This window comes from Phytohabitans rumicis (genome assembly GCF_011764445.1).
Taxonomy (GTDB): Bacteria; Actinomycetota; Actinomycetes; order Mycobacteriales; family Micromonosporaceae; genus Phytohabitans; species Phytohabitans rumicis.
The window spans coordinates 4,258,508-4,284,623 of sequence record NZ_BLPG01000001.1 but is presented as its reverse complement, the minus strand read 5'-3'; the positions used below and the strand labels follow the sequence as shown (position 1 = coordinate 4,284,623).

18 protein-coding genes and 4 pseudogenes are annotated in these 26,116 nt (G+C 71.8%); 13 read left to right on the top strand and 9 right to left on the bottom strand.

The genetic code is table 11. The features are described 5' to 3' along the window. Positions 1-787: 787 nt before the first annotated feature. Together Prum_RS19020 and Prum_RS19015 are read right to left on the bottom strand one after the other, a co-directional pair. Positions 788-1,090 (bottom strand): annotated as a pseudogene (locus Prum_RS19020) (heavy metal-binding domain-containing protein); the annotation flags it as partial. An 82-nt stretch (positions 1,091-1,172) separates the two neighbouring features. Beyond that, positions 1,173-1,850, bottom strand: coding sequence for a S1 family peptidase (locus Prum_RS19015; protein WP_173077760.1), 678 nt, complete (start codon positions 1,848-1,850; stop codon positions 1,173-1,175). Between the two features lie 124 nt (positions 1,851-1,974). Between Prum_RS19015 and Prum_RS19010 the strand changes: the two genes are divergently transcribed. From Prum_RS19010 to Prum_RS18985, 6 genes and pseudogenes are all read left to right on the top strand, one after another. Beyond that, positions 1,975-2,580 (top strand): TMEM165/GDT1 family protein, encoded by a 606-nt coding sequence (locus Prum_RS19010; RefSeq protein ID WP_173077759.1) that lies wholly within the window; start codon positions 1,975-1,977, stop codon positions 2,578-2,580. Positions 2,581-2,709: 129 nt separating this feature from the next. Continuing rightward, positions 2,710-3,005: pseudogene (gene purS, locus Prum_RS19005) on the top strand (phosphoribosylformylglycinamidine synthase subunit PurS). Then, positions 3,002-3,703 (top strand): phosphoribosylformylglycinamidine synthase subunit PurQ, encoded by a 702-nt coding sequence (gene purQ, locus Prum_RS19000; protein WP_173077758.1) that lies wholly within the window; start codon positions 3,002-3,004, stop codon positions 3,701-3,703. Before purS ends, purQ begins: the two are co-directional and overlap by 4 nt. Continuing rightward, positions 3,700-6,048 (top strand): phosphoribosylformylglycinamidine synthase subunit PurL, encoded by a 2,349-nt coding sequence (gene purL / locus Prum_RS18995; protein ID WP_173077757.1) that lies wholly within the window; start codon positions 3,700-3,702, stop codon positions 6,046-6,048. Before purQ ends, purL begins: the two co-directional genes overlap by 4 nt. Beyond that, a complete protein-coding gene (locus tag Prum_RS18990; protein ID WP_173077756.1) occupies positions 6,041-6,802 on the top strand; it encodes a 2-phosphosulfolactate phosphatase in 762 nt (253 codons plus the stop codon). Before purL ends, Prum_RS18990 begins: the two co-directional genes overlap by 8 nt. 75 nt (positions 6,803-6,877) lie before the next feature. Then, positions 6,878-8,038: an amidohydrolase gene (locus Prum_RS18985; protein WP_173077755.1), complete on the top strand. Its 1,161-nt coding sequence runs from the start codon at positions 6,878-6,880 to the stop codon at positions 8,036-8,038. A 7-nt stretch (positions 8,039-8,045) separates the two neighbouring features. Here the strand turns inward: Prum_RS18985 and Prum_RS18980 are convergent, their stop codons facing one another. Continuing rightward, a complete protein-coding gene (locus Prum_RS18980; RefSeq protein ID WP_173077754.1) occupies positions 8,046-9,896 on the bottom strand; it encodes a carboxypeptidase-like regulatory domain-containing protein in 1,851 nt (616 codons plus the stop codon). Between the two features lie 518 nt (positions 9,897-10,414). Here Prum_RS18980 and Prum_RS18975 point away from each other — a divergent pair. The 5 genes and pseudogenes from Prum_RS18975 (at position 10,415) to amcA (ending at position 15,078) form a co-directional block, all read left to right on the top strand. Then, positions 10,415-10,768, top strand: coding sequence for a sterol carrier family protein (locus Prum_RS18975; protein ID WP_246277976.1), 354 nt, complete (start codon positions 10,415-10,417; stop codon positions 10,766-10,768). 122 nt (positions 10,769-10,890) lie between these two features. Beyond that, positions 10,891-12,467 (top strand): annotated as a pseudogene (gene purF / locus Prum_RS18970) (amidophosphoribosyltransferase). Positions 12,468-12,536: 69 nt separating this feature from the next. Continuing rightward, positions 12,537-13,685 (top strand): phosphoribosylformylglycinamidine cyclo-ligase, encoded by a 1,149-nt coding sequence (gene purM, locus Prum_RS18965; RefSeq protein ID WP_173077752.1) that lies wholly within the window; start codon positions 12,537-12,539, stop codon positions 13,683-13,685. Between the two features lie 99 nt (positions 13,686-13,784). Beyond that, the gene (amcB, locus tag Prum_RS18960) at positions 13,785-14,885 is read left to right on the top strand and encodes a cyclophane-forming radical SAM peptide maturase AmcB (RefSeq protein WP_173083884.1); all 1,101 of its coding nucleotides are present in this window, start codon (positions 13,785-13,787) and stop codon (positions 14,883-14,885) included. Next, the gene (gene amcA / locus Prum_RS18955) at positions 14,860-15,078 is read left to right on the top strand and encodes a multiple cyclophane-containing RiPP AmcA (RefSeq protein WP_173077751.1); all 219 of its coding nucleotides are present in this window, start codon (positions 14,860-14,862) and stop codon (positions 15,076-15,078) included. The genes amcB and amcA overlap by 26 nt, the downstream gene beginning before the upstream one ends. Positions 15,079-15,189: 111 nt before the next feature. Here amcA and Prum_RS18950 read toward each other — a convergent pair whose 3' ends face one another. Then, entirely contained in the window at positions 15,190-15,405 is a 216-nt protein-coding gene (locus tag Prum_RS18950) for a DUF3073 domain-containing protein (protein ID WP_173077750.1), read from the bottom strand. Between the two features lie 202 nt (positions 15,406-15,607). Further along, on the bottom strand, positions 15,608-16,690 hold the full coding sequence (locus Prum_RS18945) for a Glu/Leu/Phe/Val family dehydrogenase (protein WP_173077749.1): 1,083 nt from the start codon (positions 16,688-16,690) through the stop codon (positions 15,608-15,610). 171 nt (positions 16,691-16,861) lie between these two features. Between Prum_RS18945 and Prum_RS18940 the strand changes: the two genes are divergently transcribed. Beyond that, positions 16,862-17,701, top strand: coding sequence for a DUF8083 family protein (locus Prum_RS18940; protein WP_173077748.1), 840 nt, complete (start codon positions 16,862-16,864; stop codon positions 17,699-17,701). Between the two features lie 255 nt (positions 17,702-17,956). Beyond that, on the top strand, positions 17,957-18,166 hold the full coding sequence (locus Prum_RS18935) for a BldC family transcriptional regulator (RefSeq protein ID WP_007073996.1): 210 nt from the start codon (positions 17,957-17,959) through the stop codon (positions 18,164-18,166). A 513-nt stretch (positions 18,167-18,679) separates the two neighbouring features. Here Prum_RS18935 and Prum_RS18930 read toward each other — a convergent pair. From Prum_RS18930 to Prum_RS18915, 4 genes and pseudogenes are all read right to left on the bottom strand, one after another. After that, positions 18,680-19,345: pseudogene (locus tag Prum_RS18930) on the bottom strand (ABC transporter ATP-binding protein); the annotation flags it as partial. Beyond that, positions 19,342-20,295 carry an ABC transporter ATP-binding protein gene (locus tag Prum_RS18925; RefSeq protein ID WP_173077746.1) on the bottom strand — a complete coding sequence of 318 codons (954 nt, stop codon included), beginning with the start codon at positions 20,293-20,295 and terminating at the stop codon, positions 19,342-19,344. The gene Prum_RS18925 and the pseudogene Prum_RS18930, both read right to left, overlap by 4 nt. Next, a complete protein-coding gene (locus Prum_RS18920; RefSeq protein WP_173077745.1) occupies positions 20,292-22,907 on the bottom strand; it encodes an ABC transporter permease in 2,616 nt (871 codons plus the stop codon). The genes Prum_RS18925 and Prum_RS18920 overlap by 4 nt, the downstream gene beginning before the upstream one ends. Further along, entirely contained in the window at positions 22,904-26,074 is a 3,171-nt protein-coding gene (locus Prum_RS18915) for an FtsX-like permease family protein (RefSeq protein WP_173077744.1), read from the bottom strand. The genes Prum_RS18920 and Prum_RS18915 overlap by 4 nt, the downstream gene beginning before the upstream one ends. Positions 26,075-26,116: the final 42 nt, after the last annotated feature.

Here is a 26,116-nt window from a genome sequence, read left to right as displayed (position 1 = left end):
GGCTCGGCCCATCCCTTGCCAGGTCGAAGCTGGTGGTAGATCTAGACGAGTTAGGGCTCGATGTCAGCCGTAACTCGTCTAGATCTACCCCGCCTCGTCGTCGCGGCCTTGACGTCCGCGCCGACCCCCTGATGTTGCGGCCTTGAGGGCGCCCCTGTTATGCGCTATCCGGTGACCGGGGGGTGTCATCAGGGTCAGGTGACCGCGTCGTTCCCGTTCACCCGGACGGTGACCCGGCTCCTGCGGTGACCATGAAGTTGACGCCTGGGGAGAGCCCTTTCCCTGCCGCCAACTTCATGATCACCGCAGGCTGGCGTCGATCTAGGAGTCGTGGTGGGTATAACCCACGACAACTCCTAGATCGATTCGGCGGCTCCAACGCTGGGCAAGCGATCAGCCGCGCGGCTTGACAGCGCCCAGGAATCCTTAACTACCCGGCCTTGGGGGCGCCCTACTTACGCGTAGCGCGCCCTGCCGAACCCGAACCCCAACCCCGCCCTCCGCACCCGGCCAGCCTCGCCGATCAAGGGAAACATCGTCGATCAAGGGCAACGGTCGTGGATCGGAGATCAAAGCACGACCATATGCCCTTGATCGACGGGGAAAGGCGGGAGGGCGGGCGTGGGACGCGCGGCGGCGCGGGGGCAAGCGGGGTGCGTGGGGCGGGGGAACGCGTTGGGCCGGGGAGAACCTCCCCGGCCCAACGCGAGCGCCCACCGCGAACAGGTACGGCCTCCGGCAGGACGCGGGCTCAATATGGTGATCTGTTCCACTTTCACGTCTTGGTGACCACGACCGCGGTCCCGTACGCACACAGTTCCATCCACATGGTCCCGACCTCCCGGTGGTCGAAGCGCATCCCGACCACCGCGTTCGCTCCCCGTTGCCGGGCGGCGTGCCCTAGCCGGGCCACCGCCTCGGTGCGCCAGCGGAGCAGGTGTTCGCCGGCGCGTGGGTCGTACGCGCCGCCTCTCAGGGACTTGACGCCCTCGGCGAAGGCGTTGCGGGTCCGGGGAAGCGAGACGATCACTTCACCCAACACCGCATGCACCTGGTAGCCGGGTAGGCCGTCCGTCGTGACGACGAGCACTATGACAAATTAGGACCTAGCGGATGAAGGCGCGCCGCAAAACGTGAGACGTCCCCGTGTTCTGCAAAACCGCGCACCGCGCTCAGACCCCCGCGACCGAGGTGATCCAGGACCGGTTGTACGCGACGCTGCCGTAGTTCTGGATGCTCACGCCGTCCGCGGTCGAGGCCACGCCCACCTGCGCGCCGTTGTAGAACTGCGGCCCGCCGGAGTCGCCGCGCCAGGCGTTCCCGTTGATCTCGGTGCTCCGGATGGCGCGGCCGCCGTAGGCGTCGGTGACGTTGGTGCTGGTCACCCGGACGTTCGCGGTCTTGAGCTGGCTGGAGGCGGAGCAGCCGCTGTAACAGGTCATGCCCCAGCCGTAGATCGAGTTGGTTGAGCCCACCGGCGGATAGCTGCCGGAGAGTGTCACGTACGTGGTGCTCACCGCGCTGCTCAGTTGCATCAGCGCGAGGTCGTAGCGGGCATACGAGGCGGTCACGGTGCGGGTGACGCCGCCGGAGGCGCGGTAGACGCTGCCGACACGCACCGACATCGTGCCGCTGACGCAGTGCCGGGCCGTGAGCACCCAGGTCGGCGCGATGATCGTGCCGGAGCAGGTGAACGAGCCGTTGCTGAAGACGGCGGCGGCCCATGGGGCGGACGAGACGGTGCCGCCGCCAATGATCATCGGAGTGGGGTCGGCGACCGCGGTGCCGGGAACGACGAGGGCGCCGGTGACCGTGGCGGCGATGGCCGCTGCGGCGAGGCGGATGCGCATGGACAAACTCCTTTGTGAGGTGGTTTGTCGCCCCACGCTAGAGATATCGAAGATGGTCTACAAATCACATCAGGGTCATAAGATCGGTATGCTCGGCTCCCGGCCCGGCCGGGAAAGGATCCCGATGGAATACCTGGTCGTCGCGCTGACCGCGTTCGCGATGGTCCTGCCGGTCGAACTCCCGGACAAGACGTTCGTCGCCACCCTCGTGCTCGGCACGCGCTACCCCGCCCTGCCGGTTTGGCTCGGCGTGATCGCCGCGTTCGCCGTCCAGTGCGGCGTCGCCGTCGGCGCCGGCCACCTGCTGTCCCGGCTGCCGCAGCAGCCGGTCGCGCTGGTCGCCGCCGCACTCTTCGCGACCGGCGCGGTGGTCCTGCTCCGCGGCGCACGGCGGGCCGACGCCGAGGAGAAAAAGCATGAGCAGGAGTACGCCCAGCGCCTCACCAACGGCGCGAGAGGGTGGCGGGCGGCCACTACCAGCTTCCTCGTCCTCTTTACCGCCGAGTGGGGCGATCTGTCGCAACTGCTGACCGCCGGCCTCGTGGCGAGCGGCAAGCCGGCGCTGCCGGTGTTCGTTGGATCATGGGTGGCCTTGGTCACGGTGTCCGGCGCGGCCGTCCTTCTGGGGCGCTGGTTGCTGCGGCACGTCCGGCTGGCCGTCGTCCGGTACGTCGCCGCCGCTGTCTGCGCACTTCTGGCCGTGGTCACCGTGATCGGGGTGGTCGCCTGAGGCCCGTAGCCGGTGCGTGCTGGTCACGTCCTACCAGGTACGCTGGGCAACGCTCGCCTCATTGTCCGGGCCCCCGCGGTTAGGGTGCAAGGCAGCGACAAAATCTGCGTACACAGTCAGGAGTGACCCGTGGCTCGCGTCGTTGTCGACGTCATGCTCAAGCCGGAGATCCTTGATCCGCAGGGCCAGGCGGTCGCCAATGCCCTGCCCGGCTCGGCGTCAGCGATGTCACCTCCGTCCGGATCGGCCGCCGCATCGAGATCGAGTTCGCCGGGGAGCCGGACCTCGACCGGGCCCGCGAGATCGCCGACAAGCTGCTGGCCAACCCGGTGATCGAAGACTTCGCGGTGCACCTGTCCGAGCCGGGCCCCGAGGCCGTCGAGCCGGCTGGGCGGGAGAGCGAGCCCGCCGAGGCGCCGGCATGAGCACTCGCGTGGGCGTGGTCACGTTCCCCGGATCGCTTGACGACGGAGACGCGGCCCGCGGTGTGCGCCTGGCGGGCGGTGACGCCGTCCGGCTCTGGCACGCCGACCCCGAGCTGTACGGGGTGGACGCGGTGATCCTGCCCGGCGGCTTCTCGTACGGCGACTATCTGCGTGCGGGTGCGATCGCCCGGTTCGCCCCGGTGATGGAGACGATCGCGCTGGCGGCCCGCGACGGGCTGCCGGTGCTCGGCATCTGCAACGGTTTCCAGATCCTCTGCGAGGCCCACCTGCTGCCCGGCGCGCTGACCCGCAACCAGCACTTGCACTTCCGCAACCGCGACCAGTGGATGCGGATCGAGGCGGTGCAGCCGGTGTGGACAAACGCGTTCACCGACAGCCAGGAGATCCTGATCCCGGTCAAGAACGGTGAGGGCTGCTACGTCGCCGACCAGCACACGCTGGACGAGCTGGAGGCCAACGGCCAGGTCGTGGCCCGCTACATCAACGGCAACCCGAACGGCTCGCTGCACGACATCGCCGCGATCAGCAACTCGACCGGCAACGTCGTCGGCATCATGCCGCACCCCGAGCACGCCGTCGACCTGCTGACCGGGCCGTCCGTCGACGGGCTCGGGTTCTTCACTTCGGTACTCAAGTTCCTCGCCGGCGTACCGGCCGACCAGGGGGCCACGACATGACCACGCAGGCGGAAGAGGTGGTCATCGGCGAGTTCGACGGGGGGCCCGACACCGTCCAGCGGGCCGCGGCGACGCCGGAAGAGCTGCAGCCGTACGCGGAGCTGGGCCTGCGCGACGACGAGTACGAGCGGATCCGCGAGATCCTCGGCCGGCGGCCCACCCAGTCCGAGCTGGCGATGTACTCGATCATGTGGAGCGAGCACTGCTCCTACAAGTCGAGCAAGGTGCACCTGCGCCAGTTCGGGGAAAAGGCGCCGCCCAGCGACCGCCTCCTCGCGGGCATCGGGGAAAACGCCGGTGTCATCCAGATCTCCGACGACCTCGCGGTGACCTTCAAGGTCGAGTCGCACAACCACCCGAGCTTCGTCGAGCCGTACCAGGGCGCGGCCACCGGCGTGGGCGGCATCGTCCGCGACATCCTGGCGATGGGCGCGCGCCCGATCGCGGTGATGGACCCGCTGCGGTTCGGCGCGGCCGACCACGAAGACACCGCCCGCGTGCTGCCCGGCGTGATCGCCGGCGTCGGCGGGTACGGCAACAGCCTGGGCCTGCCCAACGTCGGCGGCGAGGTTGTCTTCGACCCCTGCTACCAGGGCAACCCGCTGGTCAACGCGCTTTGCGTGGGCGTGCTCCCGGTCGATCGCCTGCAAAACAAGGCGGCCGCCGGGCCGGGCAACATCGTCGTACTCATGGGCGCCAAGACCGGCCGCGACGGCATCGGCGGCGTGTCCGTGCTGGCCAGCGCGACGTTCGACAGCGAGAGCGACCAGCGCCGGCCGTCCGTGCAGGTCGGCGACCCGTTCATGGAAAAGCTGCTGATCGAGGCGTGCCTGGAGCTGTACGACGCACGCCTCGTGGTCGGCATCCAGGACCTTGGTGGCGCGGGGCTGACTTGCGCGCTCACCGAGACCGCCGCGGCGGCCGGCACCGGCATGCGGGTGGAGCTGGACCGGGTGCCGCTGCGCGAGCCGTCGATGGTGCCGCAGGAGATCCTGGCCAGCGAGTCGCAGGAGCGGATGCTCCTGATCGTGACGCCGGATCAGCTTGAGACGGTGCTGAAGACCGCCGCGCGCTGGGGCGTGCAGGCCACCGCGATCGGCGAGGTCACCCCGCCCGGGCCGGACGGCCTGCCGGGGCGCCTCACGATCACCTGGCAGGGGTACACGGTGGTCGACGTGCCGCCGGGCTCGCTGGCCGACGACGGCCCGGTGTACGCCCGCCCGGTGCGCGAGCCCGCCGACCGGATCCTGCTGCAGGCCGACCGCGCCGAGACGCTGCCGCGCCCGTCGACCCCCGACGACCTGCGCGAGACCGTGCTGCGCATGATCGCCTCGCCGAACCTGTGCGACAAGACCTGGGTCACCGAGCAGTACGACCGCTACGTGCTTGGCAACACCGTCCTGGCCCAGCCCGAGGACGCCGGCGTGCTCCGGGTCGACGAGCGCACCGGCCTGGGCGTGGCGCTGTCCGTCGACGGCAACGGCCGGTACGCCCGGCTCGACCCGTACGAGGGCGCCAAGCTCGCGCTGGCCGAGGCGTACCGGAACGTGGCCGTGACCGGCGCCCTGCCGCTCGCGGTGACCAACTGCCTCAACTTCGGCTCGCCCGAAGACCCGAGCGTGATGTGGCAGTTCGCCGAGGCGGTGCGCGGCCTGGCCGACGGCTGTGCCGAGCTGGGCATCCCGGTCACCGGCGGCAACGTCAGCTTCTACAACCAGACCGGCGCGGCGGCGATCCACCCGACGCCGGTCGTGGGCGTGCTCGGCGTGCTCGACGACGTCGCCAAGCGGGTGCCGATGGGCTTCCCCAAGCCGGCCCACCCCGAGGGCGACATCATCTTCCTGCTCGGCGAGACCCGGCTGGAGCTGTCCGGCTCGGAGTGGGCCTGGGTGACGCACGAGCACCTCGGTGGCGTGCCCCCGCGGGTCGACCTGGGCCGTGAGCGCGCCCTCGCCGGGCTGCTGGCCGAGGCTGCGCGCGTCGGTCACCTGTCCGCGGCGCACGACCTCTCCGACGGCGGCCTGATCCAGGTGCTGGTCGAGGCCAGCCTGCGCCGCGGGGTCGGCGCCCGGGTCGCGTTGCCGGAGGAGTTCGCGAGCGGCTCGATGCCGTTCGTCTACCTCTTCAGCGAGTCGGCCGGCCGTGCCATGGTCGCGGTGCCGCACGGGCAGGAGAAGGCGTTCACGGCGCTGTGCACCGAGCACGGCGTGGCGTGGACCGCGCTCGGCGTGACCGACGAGAGCGGTGGCGTGCTCGAGGTGCGCGACCAGTTCACGATCGGCCTCGAAGAGCTGCGTGAGGCGCACACGGCAACCCTGCCGAAGCTCTTCGGCGCCGGTGGCTGAGTCGGTCTACGCCCAGTCCGGGGCAGGGGTCCGGTTCGAGTGGGGTCTGGCCGGCGCGGCTGAGCTGGGCCGGGTCTGCGCCGTACTCGTCGTGGTCGACGTGCTCTCCTTCACCACCTCGGTCGACGTCGCGGCCGGGCGCGGCATGCGGGTCCACCCGTTTCCGTGGGGCGCCCAGGCCGACGACTACGCCCGCCGGGTGGGCGCGGTCGCGGCCGTCGGTCGCGGAGCGGTGACCGCCGACCGGCCGTGGTCGCTGTCGCCGGCCAGCCTGCGGTCCGCGCCGGTCGTCCCCGACCTGGTGCTGCCCTCGCCGAACGGCTCGGCCATCTCGGCCGCGGCCAGTGCCACCGGCCATCCGGTCCTCGCCGGCTGCCTCCGCAACGCACCCGCCGTCGCGCGCTGGCTCCTCAGCCAGGGGTACGGAAGTTTGGACGCCCCCATCGGCGTGATCGCGTCCGGGGAGCAGTGGCCCGACGGCACGCTGCGCCCGTGCGTGGAGGACCTGCTCGGCGCGGCCGCGATCCTCGACGGCCTGATCGACGCCCCCGGCGGCCTCTCCGTGGAAGCGGCCGTCGCGCTTGCCGCGCTGGCCAGCGTCCCGGACGTCCCGGCGGCCGTCCGCGGCTCCGCCTCCGGCCGCGAGCTGACCGAACGCGGCTTCACCGCCGACGTAGACCTGGCAGTCGCGGTCGCCACCTCCGAGGGAGTCCCCGTCCTGCGTAACGGCGTCTTCACCCCCATCCCCCGGTGATCAGGGAGTAACTCTGGCGTGTTGCGGCGCGCCGGAAGGGTTAGTCCCTGATCAACGCGCGGCTATTTTGGTCACATGTTGCTGCGGGGCGGGCGGGTGTGGAAGCACGGGGCGGTGGACGTTCTCGTTCGCGGCGGGGAGATCTCGCGGGTTGCGGCGGGCATTGAACCGCCCGAGGGCGTGGAGGTCATCGAACTCGCCGGCAAGCTCGTGCTGCCCGGCATGGTCGAGGCGCACTGCCATCTGGACAAGACGCACTTCGGCGGGGAGTGGGTGCCGCACACCGCCGGCGACGCGCTGACCGACCGGATCGACACCGAGCGCCGGCGCCGGGGCGAGCTGGGTCTGCCCAATGTGGACAACATCGTCGCCCTGCTGGAGCGGATGGTCGCCGCCGGCACGTCGTATGTGCGTAGCCACACCGACATCGACCCGGCCCTCGGTCTGTCCGGTGTGGACGCCGTATGCGCGGCGGCCGAGCGGATGGCCGGCCGGATCACCGTCGAGCAGGTGGCCTTCCCGCAGTACGGCATCCTCGCCAACCCGGGCACCGCCGAGCTGCTCGAAGAGGCCCTCAAGAGTGGCGTCGGCACGATCGGCGGCCTCGATCCGGCCGGGTTCGACCGGGATCCGGTGCGGCACCTCGACGTGGTGTTCGGGCTCGCCGAGCGGTACGGCGCCGGGATCGACATCCACCTGCACGACGCCGGCACACTCGGCACCTGGCAGCTGGAGCTGATCGCCGAGCGCACGGCGGCCACCGGGCTCGGCGGGCGGGTCACTGTCAGTCACGCGTACGGGTTGGGCCAGGCGGACGAGGCGACCCAGGACCGGATCGCCGTACGGCTGGCCGAGGCCGGCGTGGCGATCGTGACGGGGGCGGTCTACAACTTCCCGGTACCGCCGATCAAGAAGCTGCGCGCGGCCGGCGTCACCGTCGCGTGTGGACACGACGGCATCCGCGACCTGTGGGGCCCGTACGGCAGCGGTGACATGCTGGAGCGGGCCATGCACGTGGCGTATCGCAGCACGTTCCGCCGCGATGAGGACATCGAGCTGGCGCTGGAGGCCGCCACGTACGGCGGGGCGCGGGTGCTCGGGCTGGCCGCGTACGGCCTGACCGTGGGTGCGCCGGCCGACCTCGTGGTGGTGGACGCGCGCACACCCGCCGAGGCGGTGGTGACGCACCCGGCGCGCGCCTTGGTCATCAAGGGCGGCCGGGCTCTCGTCCGCTAGCTAGTGGCTAGTCGTCCAGCCAGTCGAGGGAACGGCGCTCGGCACGCCCGGCCGGCTGCTGCGGTCCGCCGTGGCGGGGCGGCTGCTGGCCGTTCGCCTGGTCGTCGTAGTAGCCGCCCTGACCGCTCTGGTCGTACCCGTGCTGGTCGTAGCCGCCACGCTGCTCCGGCACGTACCCGCCGCGCTGGTCGTAACCACCGGGCTGCTGCTGCTCGTAGCCGCCGTAGCCACCCGCGCCGCCGTAACCGCCGGGCTGCTGCGGCTCGTAGCCGGTGCCGGCGCTCGGCTGGCCGTACTGGCCGGCGTCCTGCTGGCCGTAGCCGCCCTGCTGGTCGTACCCGCCGGCGGGAGCGTAGCCACCCCGGTCCGGCTCGGGCTGGTAGCCGCCACCGCCGCCGTACTGGCCGGACTCGTAGGGCGCGGCGGGAGCCTGGCCGTAGCCGCCCGCTCCGCCGGCGCTGTTGCCGTCCCAGCGGCCGGTCGGCTCGTCGTACCGGTCGCCGCCGCCGTAGCCACCGTTCTGCGCGGGGGCGCCATAGCCGCCCGCGGGAGCGCCGTAGTCTCCGCCACCGCCGGGAGCGCCGTAGTCACCGCGACCGCCGCCGTACCCGTCGTCCTGCCGGCCCGCGCCGGGACCCGCGTACGGGCCGGCCGGTGCCGCCGGGCTGCCGTATCCGCCGCCGGGCGCGGCCGGACCGCCATAGCCGTTGGCCGGCGCGGCCGGACCGCCGTATCCGTTGGCAGGACCGCCGCCGTATCCGCCGCCCTGGCCGGGGGGCGGACCGTAGCCGGCGCCGTTCGGGCTGGCCGGCGGGCCGTAGCCGCCACCGCTGGTCTGGCCGGCGGGCGGGCCGTAGCCGCTGCCGCTCGTGGGGCCGCCGGGCGGCGGACCGCCGTACGCCCCGCCACTGCTCGTCGGGCGGCCATACGTGCCGGCGCCGCTCGTGGGACCGGCGGCCGGGCCGCCGTAGCCGTTGGGGCCGCCCTGGGGGGCGCCGTACGCACCCGCCGCGCCTGCAGGGGCGCCGTAGCCGGCCTGGGTCGGTGCGTAGCCACCAGCGCCCTGACCGCCGTAGCCAGGGCCCTGAGGAGGCATCGGGGCGCCGTACGGGTCGGGGAACTCGTCGACCGGCGGCACCGGGCTGTGCATCATCGTCGGCGCGTCGGCCAGCGAGGGCCGTCCGCCCATCCCCGGGCCGGGGCCCATGCCCGCACCGGCCACGCGAGTGGCGTCGGGGGCCGGATGGTAGACGCCCTGCGAGCCGGGCACCGGGGCACGCGGACCGCCGCGCGCCGGCTCGGGCTCGTCCTCGGGATCGCCGTCGTCCTGCTTGCGCCGTATGACGAGCAGGACGATCGCGCCGACACCGAGCGCGACGAGCAGACCACCCACGATGATGAGCAGCCACGAACCCATGCCGCCGCCGGAGTCCTCACTGGAGGCGTTGTCGACGGCGACGCCCGTGGGTCCCGCCGTCTCCTCTTCCTCGGTGGCCGCCGGCTCCTCAGAAGGCGAGGCGGCCGCGGTCGCGGAGGGGGTCGCCGCCTTCGCGGACTTCAACGCGAACGTGCCAACCGTCACAGACTGGCCGGCGACGCCGTTGACCTGCTTCTCGTCGACCTGGGCGTAGTCCTCGTGCGACACCCCGACCAGGATCTCGCCGGGCGCGATGGGCTGGCCCTCACACGACGTGAACTTGTAGCTACCGCTGCTGTTGGTCGTCGTCGTGCAGTTGTGCCGCTGCGAGTCGAGCAGGGCGACCGATGCGCCCTCGATCGCGTCGCCGGTCGCGGTGTCCTTCACCTTCCCGGACACCTGCTTAACAGCCTGCTGCTGCTCCGCGCCCTTGACGGTCATGCCTCGCTCGGCCTGGCCGTTACCGTCGGGACCCTGCGCCCTGATGCGGAGCGTGCCCGACTTGGTTTGACCAGCACCCACGTTGCCGCCGACCAGGGTCGCGGTGAAGGTCTGAGTCTGATCTACGCCGATTAAGCGCTGCAGGTCGCAGTCACCGTTGCATGACAGTCCGTCAAAGGTCTCTACGTTGATCTGAAAGGACCCTGGCGTGTCGTCATTGTTCTTGACGGTGAACTGGAGGGTCGCCTGCTGCCCAGAGCTCAGCGAGCCAGACGACAGATTGGTGATCTGAACTGTGGGGTCATCAGCCAGAGCTGGTGTGGGGACGGCGACGAGAGCGCCGACAGCCAGCGCCCCGACTACACCGGCGCGTAGCATCCAGGCCCGTCGGTGCGTAGTCACGTCCACCGCCTTCCAGTCATTCGACTACACCGTCGGCCACTATGCCTTGTTTAGGGGTACAAGCGCGACCCAGGGCCGCGAGGTTGTGGCTATTCCCAGGGTCGTATCGTCCCGACGTGTCCCCTGCGCACAATAAGTCCGTCGTCCTAGGGGCGGTTCTGAGCGACCTCGACGCCGGCCGTACCCCCGATCCCGCCGCCCTCAGAGAGGCGGTCCGGGAGTTGCTGAAGGAGCTGGCGCGCCGCGCTCCGGGCAGGTCGGTGGAGGTTCGTGTCCCACCCTACGGGGCGGTACAGGTAGTAGCCGGGCCGCGACACACCCGGGGCACGCCATCAAATGTCGTGGAGATGGATCCGACCACTTGGGTGCTCTTGGCGACCGGACGACTCAGATGGGACGAAGCGGTTACGCAGGGGCGCGTCAGTGCCAGCGGCACCCGCGCCGACATATCCGACTACATACCTATGTAACACCGTAGTCATTTGACTACATCGGTAACGAGAGGAAGCCAAAAGGTGGCTCTCTGTTATCGGCGTCGGCTCGCGTACACTGTGGCGACAGGATGTCCCGGATCAGCACTGAGGAGCGGCAGGTGCCCCGAGGCGACGGCCGGTTGAGCCACGACCTCGACCCCCAACGGCCCGGCCCGCAAGATGCTTGCGGCGTGTTCGGTGTCTGGGCGCCGGGGAAGAGGTGGCGAAGCTCACCTACTTCGGTATGTACGCCCTACAACATCGCGGCCAAGAGGCAGCGGGCATTGCGGTAAGCGACGGCTCCGGCGTTGTGGTCTACAAGGATCTCGGCCTGGTGGCCCAGGTCTTCGACGAGCCCACGCTGGCGAGCCTGCGCGGCCATCTTGCGATCGGCCACACGCGCTACTCCACCACCGGCGGTTCCACCTGGGAAAACGCCCAGCCGACGATCCGGGCCACGCCAGCGGGCACGACCATCGCCTTGGCGCACAACGGCAACCTGGTCAACACCGCCCAACTCGCGCGCGAGGTCACCGTCCGCGGCCTGAACTCCGACGGCGCCACCTCCGACACCGCTCTGGTCACCACGCTGTTGGCCAGCCGCCCGGACCTGTCCGTCGAGGCGGCGGCCATGGAGGTGCTGCCCACCCTGCGCGGCGCGTTCAGCTTCGTGTTCATGGATGAGACCACGCTCTACGCCGCACGCGACGCACACGGCGTGCGCCCGCTGGTGCTCGGCCGGCTCGAGCGCGGCTGGGTGGTGGCCAGCGAGACCGCCGCGCTCGACATCGTCGGGGCCAGCGTCGTGCGCGAGGTTGAGCCGGGCGAGCTGATCGCCGTCGACGAGCATGGCCTCCGTTCCGCACGCTTCGCCGTGCCCGAGCCCAAGGGCTGCCTTTTCGAGTACGTCTACATCGCCCGTCCCGACACCACGATCTCCGGCCGCAACGTCTACGCGACGCGGGTGCAGATCGGCCGGCTGCTCGCCAAGGAGCACCCGGTCGAGGCCGACCTGGTGATCCCGGTGCCGGAGTCGGGCACGCCCGCCGCGATCGGATACGCGGAGGGCTCTGGAATCACCTACGGCGCCGGCCTGATGAAGAACCCGTACGTCGGGCGCACCTTCATCCAGCCGTCGCAGACATTGCGCCAGCTCGGCATCCGGCTCAAGCTCAACCCGTTGCGGGAAAACGTTCGCGGCAAGCGGGTGGTGGTCGTCGACGACTCGATCGTCCGCGGCAACACCCAGCGCGCGATCGTCCGGATGCTGCGCGAGGCCGGCGCGCTGGAGGTGCATGTGCGCATCTCGTCGCCGCCGGTCACCTGGCCTTGTTTCTACGGCATCGACTTCGCCACCCGGGCCGAGCTCCTCGCGAACGGCCTGGACAACGAGGGCATCCGCCGCTCCATCGGCGCCGACACGCTCGGCTACGTGTCGCTCGCCGCCTTGATTTCTGCCACGGAGCAGCCGAAGACGCGCTTGTGCCGCGCCTGCTTCGACGGCGAATATCCGATCGAGTTGCCAGCCGGCAACCTGATCGGCAAGCACGTGCTCGAGGGTGTCGACAAGCGGGTCGCTGACAGCGGCACCACGGGGCAGGAGCACGACAACGAGGCCGGGGCCGACCGTTCCGCGCCTGGCGCTCTACCACTCGTCGCCAGTCCTGGCGGCAGTGACGCGCTGCACCGCCCGTAGCCAAAGACGTCGAGAGATCCTCGACAGCTACCCGACGCGGCCCGCCGCGAATGCACAAAGGGGAGAACCGTGACGCACGTGACCGAGCGCGGCAGCAGCGCGGGCACCAACGGAGCCGGAAACAACCGCCAGCCATGGAGCGCAGGATCGAGCCGGTCCCGCAAGCGCACCGTGACGTACGCGGACGCCGGGGTGTCCATCCACGCCGGAGAGCGGGCGGTGGAGCTGCTGAAGTCCAAGGTGCATCGGACGCTGCGGCCAGAGGTCATGGGCGACCTGGGCGGCTTTGCCGGGCTCTTCAAGCTTGACGTCAAGAAGTACAAGAACCCGATCCTCGCCTCGTCGACCGACGGGGTGGGCACTAAGCTGGTCATCGCGCAGCAGCTCGACATCCATGACACGGTCGGAATCGACCTGGTGGCGATGGTCGTCGACGACCTGGTGGCGTGCGGGGCCGAGCCGCTGTTCCTGCTCGACTACATCGCCTGCGGCGAGGTCGTGCCCGACAAGGTGGCCGAGATCGGCGCCGGCATCGCGGACGGCTGCCGGTACGCCGGCTGCGCCCTGCTGGGCGGCGAGACGGCAGAGCACCCCGGCGTGCTGCGCCCCGACGAGTACGACGTGTCGGCCACCGGCGTGGGCGTGGTCGAGGAGAGCGACATCCTGGGTCGCGAGCGGGTCGAGGTCGGCGACGTCGTGATCGCGATGGGCTCGTCCGGTCTGCACTCGAACGGCTTCTCGCTGGTCCGGCACGTGCTGCTGGGCGCGGGCCGGATGCGGCTGGACACGGTGGTGGACGACTTCGGCCGGCAGCGGACGCTGGGCGAGGAGCTGCTCACGCCGACGAAGATCTACGCGCGCGACTGCCTCAAGCTGATCGAGGAGTGCGAGGTCCGGGCGCTGGCCCACGTGACCGGCGGCGGCATCCCGGGCAACCTGGTCCGGATCCTGCCCGAGCACGTCGACGCCGTCGTCAACCGCTCGACCTGGAAGCCTCAGCCGATCTTCGACCTGATCCAGGGCAAGGGCCGCATCGACGACGCGGAGATGGAGTCGACGTTCAACATGGGCGTGGGCATGTTCGCGATCGTGTCCGCCGCGGACGCCGACCGCACGCTGGCGTTCCTCGCCGGTCGCGGCCTGGCGGCGTGGCAGGCCGGTGAGGTCATCGAGGGCACCGGCATGGTGCAGATGATCGGCCAGCACACGCGCGGCTGACCGACCTCGTCGTTGATCTAGGGCAAATCGGCGCAGGTGAATCTTTGCTCGCGCGGATATACCCTAGATCGACGGGGAGGAGATCCTGTGTTCACCGGGATGCGGGGCATCGCATCGGTTCCGACGTACGTCGTCATGCAGCCCACGACGCTGTGCAACCTCGATTGCGCGTACTGCTATCTGCCCTTGCGCTCCACGGACCGCAAGATGCCGGTGGCGGTCGCGGCGGCGGTGGCCGGCCCCGTCAACGCGTGGGCCGCCGCCGGTCGGTTCTCGGTCGTTTGGCACGGCGGGGAGCCGCTCGCGGCCGGGCGCGAGCACCTGGCGAAGCTGCTGGCGCCGTTCGACCCCGCGGTCGAGCACCACGTGCAGACCAACGCGACCCTGATCGACGACCGGTGGTGCGAATTCTTCGCCGAGCACGAGATCCGGGTGAGCGTCAGCGTCGACGGGCCGCGGGAGCGCAACGCCGAGCGGGTCACCCGCGGCGGCGGCCTGTCGTACGACCGGATCATGCGCGGGGTGGAAGCGCTGCGCCGGCACGGCATCGGCTTCTCCGCGCTCTGCGTCGTCGGCCGGCCGGAGCCCGGCCTCGCCACCGAGCTGTACGACTACTTCCTCGACCTGGGCTGCGACGTGCTCGGCATCAACATCGAGGAGCTGGAGGGCGTCAACGCGCGGTCGAACGCGCGCGATCCGGCGGCCGTGGCGGCGTTCTGGTCCGAGCTCGTCGGCGCCTGGCGGCGCCGGCCGAGCATCCACGTGCGCGAGGTCGAGTGGTCGTTGCGCTACGCGTCGGCCGTGCTCGACGGCACCGCGGACGATGTCCTGCCGCGACAGCTCGATCCCATCCCCACCATCGGGTACGACGGGTCGGTCGTCCTCCTGTCGCCCGAACTGGCCGGCTTTTCCGACCCGCGATACGCCGACTTCACGAGCGGAAACGTCCTGTCCACCCCGCTGCCCGAGATCATCACGGGCGCGATGTCCGGCACGCCGTGGGTGGCCGAGTTTCTCGCCGGCGTGGAGGCATGCCGGGCGACCTGCCCGTACTTCGGTTTTTGTGGCGGTGCTCACGCCGCCAACCGGTACTTCGAGCACGGGCGTTTTGACGGTACGGAGACCGACCACTGCCGCAACAGCAAGATGCGTCTACTAGAGGGAGTGTTGGACCATGCCCGAGACCACGAGCCGGCCTGACGGTGTGCTCGACCCGGTGGCCGAACGAGTCCTCGCGGCCCGGGCGGGGCTGACCGCGCTGCTCTGCGAGGCCGAGACGGCCCGGCGTACGCGTGCGGAAGCCGCGACCGCCACCGACTCCGGTGCGGTCTGCGCCTGGAACCACTTTGAGAACATCCCGACGTTCTACAACTGGAACAACCGCCCCCGCTGACGAGCCGCTAGTCCCCGTGATCAGGGCACCCTGCGTCGCTGCGGGATGCCCTGATCGTGTGGGCACGCAGGAGCACGCGGGGGTCACCGCGTGCTCAGGTGTGACTAACGGTCAACGGGCGCGGGGCGCCCAGTTGTCCGGTTCGTCTGCGTCGTCGTCCTCGTCATCGTCGTCGACGTGGTCCTTGTAGTCGTCGTCGAATTCGTGGTCCAACTTGCCGCTGCCGGTGAGTTCTCGCTGCAAGGCGGCGAGGTCGGTGTTCGGAGAGTGATATTTCAACTCCCGGGCCACCTTCGTCTGCTTGGCCTTAGCACGGCCGCGCCCCATGGCTCGACCCCCTCGCACAGAATTCGGGGCAGCCCGAAGGCGGGCCCCGATGACGTCAGGCATCTCTCGTGGCTCTTACGGTACATGGGGATGCCACGGTTCGGCACCTCGGGTTACCCGCGCCACCTCCGCGCGTCGCGCCGGGCGCCCTCGGCCGGAGTAAGGGTCGTTTCGCTCACCCGGTCGTGACGGGTAGCAGACATCACCGAAGATGGATCGCTCGGAGCCGGCCGACCTCCGCCATGCGACGCTCGGCGAGCTGATCCGCCGCCGCCACGGGCGGTACGCCGTCGGCGTCCGCCAGCCGCAGAATGTCCCGGGTGGTCTCGTAGATCCGGCTGGCCCGCAGCTTCGCCCGCTCGAAGTTGAAACCCTCGATCTCGTCGGCGACCTGGATCACACCGCCGGCGTTGACCACGTAATCGGGCGCGTAGAGGACGCCGCGGTCGGCGAGCAGCTTCTCGATGCCGGGGTGGGCCAGCTGGTTGTTCGCCCCGCCGACGACGACCTTCGCGCGCAGCACCGGCACGGTGTCGTCGTTCAACGCCCCGCCCAGCGCGCACGGCGCGTACACGTCGATGTCGGAAGTGATCAAGGCCGCGGTGTCCGTGACGAGATCGACCTGGGGGTACTTTTCGCGCGTCCACGCGGTGGCCTTGGCGCTCACGTCGGTGGCGACCACCTCGGCGCCGTCGTCGATGAGGTGGCCGACCAGGAATTTGCCCACCTTGCCCAGGCCGGCGACGCCGACCCGGCGGCCGGCGAGCGTGGGCGCGCCCCAGGTGTGCTCGGCCGCCGCCCGCATGCCCTGGAAGAGACCCCAGGCGGTCAGGACCGACGAGTCGCCCGCGCCGCCATGCTCGGCGCTGCGCCCCGTCACGAAGCGCGTCTCGCGCGCGATGACGTCCATGTCGGCCACGTAGGTGCCGACGTCGCAAGCGGTGTAGTAGCGGCCGTTCAGGGACTGCACGAAGCGGCCGTACGCCCGCAGCAGCGCCTCGGACTTGATCCGCTCGGGGTCGCCCCAGATGACGGCCTTGCCGCCGCCGTGGTCGAGACCGGCGAGCGCGTTCTTGTACGCCATGCTGCGGGCCAGATCCAGCACGTCCCGCAGGGCGTCTTCTTCGCTCGCGTACGGGTAGAAGCGGGTGCCGCCGAGCGCCGGACCGAGCGCGGTGGAGTAGATGCCGATGATGGCCTTGAGGCCGGTCTTCTGGTCCTGGCAGAAGACGACCTGCTCGTGCGCGGGTGAGTCTTGGCCTTCGGTGCTGGTGAACACGTTCACTGGCTGCTCCTGGGTGATTGGTGTGCACCCTTGTGGGGTGCGGCGCCTTTCGGGGGCCGGCAGGGTGGCGTCGGCCTGAACCGAGCCTAGTGCGGTCCCCGCCCTGCCGGTGTACCGCCGGATTGGTGACGCCAACGTTGTCTGCGTACGGTTTCGTGGGAGGATCGCGCCGTGCCGTCGCTGTTCGCTTCGTACCTGCGGGTGTATGAACCGTTGACCGCCTTCGACCGCGACCGCCAGCTCTTCTGGCGGCGGTATGTCCGCGAGGGCCGCGCGGTGGCGCCGCTGGAGGGGCCGGGACGGCAGCGCACGGCGGTGCTGGAAGCCCTCGGTGCGGGCTGGACACGGTTGCCCGACCTGCCCGACGAGGCGTACGTCCTGGAGGCCGACGACACCCTCCTGGTCTGTCCCTGGAACCTGCGCGTACGGGTCGCCGAGGCGGCTCTGAGTGCCCGCGACGGGGTGCCGTCGGTGCTCGCCGACGCGTTCGTGCCGCCGATCCTGGCCGGGCAGGCCAAGGCGATCGTGGAGGACTGGCGCAGCGGCGCCCGGGTGCTGGAGCACGGGGTCCCGCGGGTGCACGAGCAGATCGCCACGTGGGGCGTACCGCTGCGGTGGTTCGTGTTCGTGGACGCCGAGGAGCGGGAGCTGGTCACCCGGCGTGGCCGGCGGGCGCTGCGCTACCGCACCGAGATCTCCAAGGCCCGCCGGCGGGCGCACCGGGGCGTCTCGGTGCTCCGCAAGTCGGTGGGGGACGCGCCGATCACCGAGGCGGTTGAAGAGGGCGCTCGGTGGCTGGAGGAATTCCACCCACGGTCGGTCGTCGAACTCGACTACGGAGGGCTCGTCGACCTGCTTCCGGATCACGTACTGGAAGAGGACGATTCGCCCAAGCTGGTCGCAGCCGGGCTGGCCGGGCTGTCCCGTGGCGACGCCGAGGCGGCCACCGAGGCGTACGAGAAGCTGGTGTCACGGTGGCGTGCGGTCCAGTTGCTTGAGCGCTGCAATTAGGTGTTTTCGTCATAGTGGTCGCGCTCCCAACGCGAGCCAACCTCGTAGTTGGCCCATCACGAAGCGTGACAGAGCGTCCAAATATGACGGTTTCTGGCGTATAAAAACGCCATAAATCGGTCATTGCTCATCCGTCCATCCAGGGACGTTCGGCCGTTCGGCCCATGTCGGACATCGGGGACTAGCCGGACCATGGGAGACGCGTCGGCCGGCGGGACCCCGGCCGATGTCTATAGGTATGTGGAGGAGTGACCGATGGCATCGCGTACGCATGAACCAGAGCCGCTACTCACGCCGGCCGAGGTGGCGTCGATGTTCCGTGTTGACCCGAAGACCGTGACCCGGTGGGCGAAGGCGGGCAAGCTCAGCGCAATTCGGACGCTGGGCGGCCACCGGCGTTACCGCGAGTCGGAGGTTCGCGCCCTGCTGCAGGGGCAGATTCCCCAGCAGCGCCAGGGCGACTGACGAGCCGCTCTCCAGTCAAGCCCTTCAGTTAGGGGCGGGCCACCCGGGCACCCGGGCAACCCGCCCCTAACTCTGTCTCCGCCCCTCTCCGTTTTCCCGTCGATCAAGGGCATATGGTCGTGCTTTGATCTCCGATCCACGACCGTTTGCCCTTGATCGACGCGGAATTCCTTGATCGACGGTGCCGGCTCCCGGGATGGACACCCACCGGGCGAGCGTCCGTACGACCTCTAGCTCTCAAAGGGCGGCGTCGCGTACTCACGCGGCGGTACGGCATGAGCGGGCGCCCAAGGCCGATCACCGCATGCTGGTGTCTGCCGGCAGCGGTCGGCCGCGCCGATCAAGGATTTTCCCGCCGATCAAGGGCAAACGGTCGTGGATTGGAGATCAAAGCACGACCATATGCCCTTGATCGACGAGGAGAGAGGGCGCGCGCCGCGCGGGGAGCGCGACGAGGAGAGAGCGGGCGGCGCGGCGGGCGCGGGAGGAGGGTGGGTCAGGCGGGGGTGGGGTGGCTAGGGCGCCGTCTCGGAGGTGGAGGACGCGGTCGGCTACCTCGACCAGGGCGGGGTCGTGGGTGGCTACCAGGGCGGTCATGCCGCGCGCCTTCACCAGGGCCCGGAGCAGCTCCATGATGGACCGGCCGGTCTCGGAGTCCAGTTGGCCGGTGGGCTCGTCGGCGATGAGCAGCTGAGGGTCGTTCGCCAGGGCCCGCGCCACGGCCACTCGCTGTTGCTGCCCGCCGGAGAGCTCGTACGGGCGCTGGGCCGCGTGGGCGCCCAACCCGACCAGCTCGAGCAGCATGGCGACCCGCTCCTCGCGTTCCGCGGCGGGCACCTTGGCCAGTCGCAGCGGTACGCCCACGTTTTCGGCCGCGGACAGGATCGGGATCAGCCCGAACGACTGGAAAACAAACCCGATCGTGTCGCGCCGCAGTGACAGTAGCTCCTGCTCGCCGGCCGCGGTGACTTCGTGTCCGGCGACGTACACCGTGCCGGCGGTGGGGCGGTCGAGGCCGCCGACCAGGTTGAGGAGCGTGGTCTTGCCCGCGCCGGAGCGGCCCCGGATGGCCAGTAGCTCGCCGCGGTCGGCGGTGAGGTTGACGTCCCGTACGGCGTGCACGACCCGGTCGCCGCTGCCGAAGTCCCGGCTGAGTCCTTCGACCCGTACAAGGTTCACTTGCCATCACTCCCGGGGCGGATCTCGATGTGGTCGGGCTCCAGGTTCAGCTTCACGCGTTCGCGCAGCTCCAGCGTGTTGACGAAGGACGCGGGCAGTTGCATCCGGCCGGCGCGGTCCAGCAGCGCGTACTCCTCGGTGTGCAGCTCGTGCGAGCCGTCGTCGGCGATCCGCGCCGAGCGGCGTACCTCGGAGGCGGTCCGGCCGTCGCGGATCGCGACGGTCCGGCGGACCTGGGTCGCGACCTGCGGGTCGTGGGTGACGACGACGATGGTGACACCCAGTTCGGCGTTGATGGTGCGCAGCGCGCCGAAGACGTCGGCCGCGGTCGCCTCGTCCAGTTCGCCGGTGGGCTCGTCGGCGAAGAGGACCTCGGGGTTGTTGGCGACCGCGACGGCGACCGCGCAGCGCTGCTGCTCGCCGCCGCTCATCTCGGCGGGTCGCCGGTCGGCGCAGTACCCGACGCCGACCATCTCCAACAGCTCGCCCGCGCGGCCATCAACCCGCTGGCGAGCCAGCCGGAGCGGCAGCTCGACGTTTTCCCGGGCGGTCAGGTACGGCAGCAGGTTGCGCGCGGTCTGCTGCCAGACGAAGCCGACGGTGTGCCGGCGGTACCGCAGCCGGCTCTTGGCGGACATGGCGAGCAGGTCGACGCCGGCCACCCGGGCGATCCCGGCGGTCGGCACGTCGAGCCCGGAGAGGATGTTGAGCAGGGTGGACTTGCCGGAGCCGGACGCGCCGACGATCGCGAGCAGCTCGCCGCGGTCCACCACCAGGTCGAGCCCTTGCAGCGCGACGACCTCGATCCCGTCGGTCTTGAAGATCCGTACGAGGCCGTCGCACACGATGTGCCCGCCCAGCCGGTCGGTGCCGCCGGCCCGGGCCGCGGCCCGCTCGGCCGCCCGCCGCTCCAGCTCGGCCAGGTCCGGCACGTCGGTCGTCGCGGTCATCGCCCCTCCTCACCCACGCGGAGCACCTCGCCGAGGCGCAACCGCCGGTTGATCACATTTTCGACCAGCATCGCCGCGATCAGGGCCGCGACCACCAGCATCAGCACCGCGCCCACCAAAATCGGATCGAGGTACGTCCGTACGGCCGCCCCGCTCGTGAAGCTGGACAGGCCGAGCGCCGGCCCGAGGAGGCGGGGCAGGAACACGCCCACCAGCCCGCCGGCGACCACGGCGATGCCGACGAGCGGCACCAGCTCGTACACGAGGAGCCCGCGTCCCTGGCGGCCGGACAGGCCCAGCGTGCGCAGCCGGGAGAGCACCTGGCCGCGTACGCGGGCGCCGGCCAGCACGGCGAAGCCGACCGCGAGGAGGGCCAGCACGGTGGCGCCCGCCGCGCCGGTGGTGAACGTGAAGGTCAGCACCTCGTTCGCCCCGGTGCGGTCCAGGGTCTGCCGATGCGCGGCCCAGGTGGTCACGGTGGTCTCCGGACCCGCGGCGGCCTGCAGCTTGAGCGGGTCGAACCCGTCCCCGGCGATCAGCAGCGCGCTGGGCGCGATGACCTCGGGCGCGGGCAGCGCCTGCCACGGCAGCACGATGAACCGGCCGAGGCTGCTCGCCCCGAGGCCGGGGAAGATGTCCGCCACCGCCGCGACCGAGAACTCGTACGGGCGGCTGTTCATGGTCGCCACGCCGCCGGATCCGACCTCGGCGGCCAGGGCCGGGGAGACGAGCGCCGGCACCGGGCCGCTGCCGGGCTTCGCGTCCACCAGGGCCGCCGGGAGTCGTACGTCGACGCCGCTGTCCGCCACCACCCGGGCTAGGGCGGCCACGTCGACGATGAGCACCCGCGCCTGCCCGATGCCGCCCGCGTCGGAGTTGACCATCGTGGCCGGGTCGTCGGCGTACCGGGCGACGGCGGTGACGCCGGGCAGCCCGGCGATCCGGTCGGCGGTGGCCGATGTCAGGCCGGGCCCGCTGAGCCGCGCGTCGGCCGGCACCGCGATGTCGCTGGCCCGGTCCCGGGCTTCGGCGACGGACGTCATCACGACGCTGCTGAAGATGCCGGTGGCGATCGCGACGACCAGCACCGCGAGTGGGCCGATCGTGACCGGGGCGCCCCGGCCGGCGCGCGCCAGGCCGAGGAACGCGACCGCGCCGCGGGCCCGGGAGGCGAGCCGGCTCACCTGACGCAACGGCCACGGGAAGAGGCGCAGGGCGACGATCGCCGCGCCGACCGCGAGCAGCACCGGCACCGACGCCAGGTACGGGTCGACCCCCGCGTCCGTGCTCAACCCGCGCCGCCGCAGCAGGTACGCGCCGAGCCCGGCGACCACGAGGAAGAACAGCTCGGCGGTCAGCCGGCGCCGGGACGGCCGGTGGCGTACGAGGTCCTGCCGGCGGGCGGTGAACGCGAGCCGGCGCTGGGTCGCCGCGGCCAGGACCGGTACGGCGAGGGTGGCCGCCGCGCCCGCCGTCACCACCAGCCAGACGGTGTCCGCCGGGCGCCCCGGGGCGTACGTGCCGATGGCCCAGCCGGCGAGCGTCGCGGCGGGCAGCACCACCAGCGACTCGGCGAGCGACCGGCCGGCGATCGCCGTGATCGCGCTGCCCCTGGCCCGGAGCAGGGCGAATTCCTCCCGCCGCCGCTCCACCGCGAGCGCGGCCGCCAGCGCGATCAGCCCGAGCAGGGTGGCCACCAGGCCGGCCTGTACGACGGCGAGCAGCGCCTGGACCGCGCGCAGCTGCCCCTGGAACCGGAGCAGCGTGTCGTCCAGCGCCGTGGACATGACGAGTCCGCCGCCGGGCGGGGTGCGCTTGGTCCCGGCGAGCGCGGTGGCGATCGGCTCGACCATCCCGGCGTCCAGCCGCTGCGCGTCGATCCGGTACCGCCACGACAAGGTCAGCGAGCTGAGCCCGACCCCGGCGGCGGTGATGCCCTGCGGGTCGGTCACGGCCAACACGGACGCCGGCACGTCCGGCGGGAGCCCCGGGAAGGGCTCCAGCGCCAGCCGCATCCCCTCCCAGCGGTGCGCCGACGGGTCCACCGGCTCGTAGATCCCGGTCACCACGACCTGGACCTGGACCGGCACCTGGCTCGTCGGCCGGATCGCGAGGGTGGTGCCGAGTGCCAGTTCCATCTGCTTGGCGACCGCGGTCGAGACCGCGATCTCCACCGGCCTGGCGGCCGGCTCGTTCCGCGGCCAGCGCCCGGCCGTCACCCGGACGGCTTCTTGCAGCCCGCTCTGGGCGCGCAGGCCGAACGTGGTGCGCGGGCCCGTCGGCGCCATCGTCCGGCCCGCCACCGCGGCGGTGAACCAGCCGTCCTGCACCAGCCCGGGCAGCGGCTCCCGCATCCCGTGCCGGTACGGGTCGACCGAGCCCAAGCCGTTGCGCACCTCGCCCTCGGCGTACTGGGCGACCGGCTGCCGCTCGAATGTGATGTCCCGCGCGCTGTACGGCAGCCGCTCGACGTCTTCCCGCAGCGCCTGGTCGGAAAGCTCGTTGGCCACCCGCGGCGCGGCGGTGACCAGCAGCGCGGCGACGAGCGAGAGCGCGGCGAGCAGCCCGAGCTGGCCGGCGAACACGCGCACCCGGCGAAGCACCGCGATCATGTGTCGCCCCCGATGCGGAGCTGGGCCGCGAGCACGCGTTGTCGGGCGGCCGTGGCGACCGTCGCGCTCAGGGCGAGCGTGAAGATCAGCAGCCCGGCGGCGGTGGCGGCGACCGGGGACCAGTCCACGGTCAGCAGCGGCTCGGGCACCGGCCGGCCGGCGGCGGGAGTGAGGATGACCAGCGGCGCCATGGTGGCGGCGACGCCGATCCCGACCACCAGACCGGCCAGCACGCCGACGCCGGCGAGGAACGTCTGCTCGGCGACCAGCGAGCGCCTCAGCAGCCGCGGGCTGGCGCCGAGCGTGTGCAGCACGGCCAGCTCGGTGACCCGGCGGCGGGCGGTGGCCCGCATGTCCACGCCGATGCCCATCATGGCGATCAGCACCGCGCCCAGGGCGGCCGCGAAGAGGGCGGCGCGGGCGCCGACGCCGTACGGGTCGCTGCCGGCCGCCCGCCGGTCCAGCACCGCGATCCCGTTGAGCTTCGCCGCGGCGGCGGCCGTGGCCGCCGGGTCGTCGCCGGTCGCCAGCCACCACTCCTGCGGTCCCGGCACCTCGCCGTACCCGTAGAAGACCTCCGCGGCCAGGGATGGAAGGTCGACGAGCAGCGCGGCGGTCTCGGTCGTCCCGGGTATGGCGGTGGCTGTGCCGGCGATCCGGACGCCGACCTCGCTCTGGCCGAGCGACATGCGCGTTTCCGCGCCGGTGCCGACGCGGAGCGCGGACAGCGCCGCCGGGGTGGCGACGACCGGCACCGGGGCCGCCTCGCGCGCACGGGTGACGACCAGGTTGACCGCGGCGTCGAGGCTCCAGATCCCGCCGGGTCTTTCGACGGTGTAGGTGGCCGACGGGGCCGGGCCGCCCGCGACGCGCTCGCCGGCCCGGTCGTGCCCTTGCCACGGCCCGGCGCCGGCGAGGTCGACCGGCTGGTCCCCGGCGCGCAACGACGTGACGTCCCAGCGCAGGGTCATGTCGGGCGGGCCGGAGGTGGCGACGAGGAACCCGGCCAGCCGGGTCGAGCGCAGGTCGTCGGGCAGGTCGATGGCGAAGCGCAGCGGCTGACCGTTGTAGCTCGTGCCGAGCGGCAACCGGCGGTAGCCGCCGGTCACGGCGAACACGGCCGATGTCCGCACCGGCGGGTCGGGCCGGGTGAACGGCCCGACGATCCACCCGGTGACCTTCGTGACCACCTCGCCGGTCAGCCGGCGGGTGCCGGCGGGCAGCTCGACGACCGGCGCGTCCGGCGGGGTGGCCGCCATGCCGGCGAAGAGGCGGCTGGGGGACCCGCCGGCCAGGTCGTCCCGCATCCGCACCACGCCGCCGGCGGCCGCGGCGTCGAGCGCGACCACCGACGCGCTCACCCCTTCCGCGCCCAGCCGCAGGTCGTCCCGCCAGGCCGGCAGTGCCGCCTCGACGCCGGGCAGGTCGGCGATCTCGGCCGCCCGGCTGTCGGGTGCGTAGCGGGTCGCTTCGAGCAGCCGCAGGTCGGCGCCGACACGGTGGTTGGTCTGGTCGACCAGTGAGCTTTCGGACGTGCTGGCCAGGCACCAGGCGAGCGTGCTGACCGCCACGGCCAGCGCGAGCAGCAGCACCGGACCGGCCTGCGGGCGCCGCCCCGCCTGCCACATGCCGAGGATGGTCGCGGTCCACGGCTTGCGGTCGACGGCCCGCTCGGCGAGGCGGGTCAGCGGCGGCAGCACCCGCAGCGCGAGGACCGCGCCGGCCAGCACGCCGAGGGTCGGGCTCGCCGCCAGCAGGGGGTCGATGCCGAGGTCGCCGCCGGTCAGCGGCGAGGAGTACTGCCGGAGCTGGAACCAGCCGAGCACGGCCAGCCCCACCAGCGCGAGGTCGAGACTGGCCCGCTGCGCGGCCGCCCGCCGGCTGGGCCGGGACCGGGCCGCCATCTCGGCGACGTAGGTGCCGCCGCGGCGCAGCGCCGGGCCGAGCATCGCCACCGCGCAGCCCGCCGCGGCCAGGCCGGCGACCAGCCAGGTGAGCGCGTCGAAGCGAGGGCTCAGCCGGATAGCCGCCGAGGTCAGCATCGGCACGTCGGCCGCGTACCGGAGGACCTGCGTGGCCAGCAGCGGCGCCAGCGCCGCCGCCGGCACGACGACCAGGGCGGCCTCCCGCGCGGCCAGGCCCGCGATCTGCAGCCGTGCGGCGCCGCGCGCACGCAGCAGCGCCGTCTCCCCGCGGCGTTGTTCGGTCAGGAGTACGGCCACGAGCGCGAGCGCATACCCACCGAGTACGACCATGAGCAGCATCGGCGTGACCAGTGCCGACCGACCGACGAGATCGGCCTGCCGGAGTCGCCCGACGAGCTGGTCGAGCCGCGACGTGACCAGCCCGGAGGAGCCGAGCCCGACCTCGTCGGCCAGCGAGTCGAGGGCGGTCCTGGTTTCGCCGGGCACCTTGTCGAGCTGCGCCAGGTTGGACACCGCGAGGTCCGGCTCGATCAACCAGGCCGCCGAGGCGCTCGCCGCGTAGCCGGCCTGGAAGTCGTCCCGGGTCACCACGAACGGCCCGTACGTCGCGGACTGCGGTGCGACGCCCTCGGCCACGCCCGGCGCCAGCCGCCAGTACGCGTCGGCCGGGTCGCGCGGGCGCCAGACGCCGACCACCTCGATCTCGGACGTCTTGCGGGTGAGCCGGTCGAAGATCCGGACGCGGTCGCCGACGGCGGCCCGCAGCGTATGGGCCGCCGCCTCGGCCAGCACGGTCTGCACCGGCGTCGATCCGGCCCGGGGCCACGCGCCCGCGGTGAGCTCGGCGCGCTCGGTCAGCCCGTCGAGGAAGACGACGGAGGCGTAGACCACGCCTTCCTGGTCCGGCCGGGCGTCGCCGGTGTCGCCGGTGAGCTGGCGGCCGACCGCGTACCCGGCGGTGAAGACGCTCGCGTCCAGCCCGGCGAACTCGCCGTCGTACCGCTGGCGTACCGCGCCGTCCCGCTTGGCCTGCTCGGCGGGTGAGCCGCCGGCCGGGCCCTGGACCAGGACCGAACGCTCGTCGGGCGCGGCGGCGGCGATCGCGCTCCGGGTGCCGGCGTCGACCACCTCGCGGCTGTAGTCTGCCAGGCCGGTGAGCAGGACAGTGGCGATCAACGTCGCCCCGGTCGCCGCGAGGAGCAGGCTCTTCACTCCACCGGCGCGACGAAACACCAACCTCATGCGTACCCGTCTCCTCGGCGCCTTGTCTCGATGTTGAGGGGC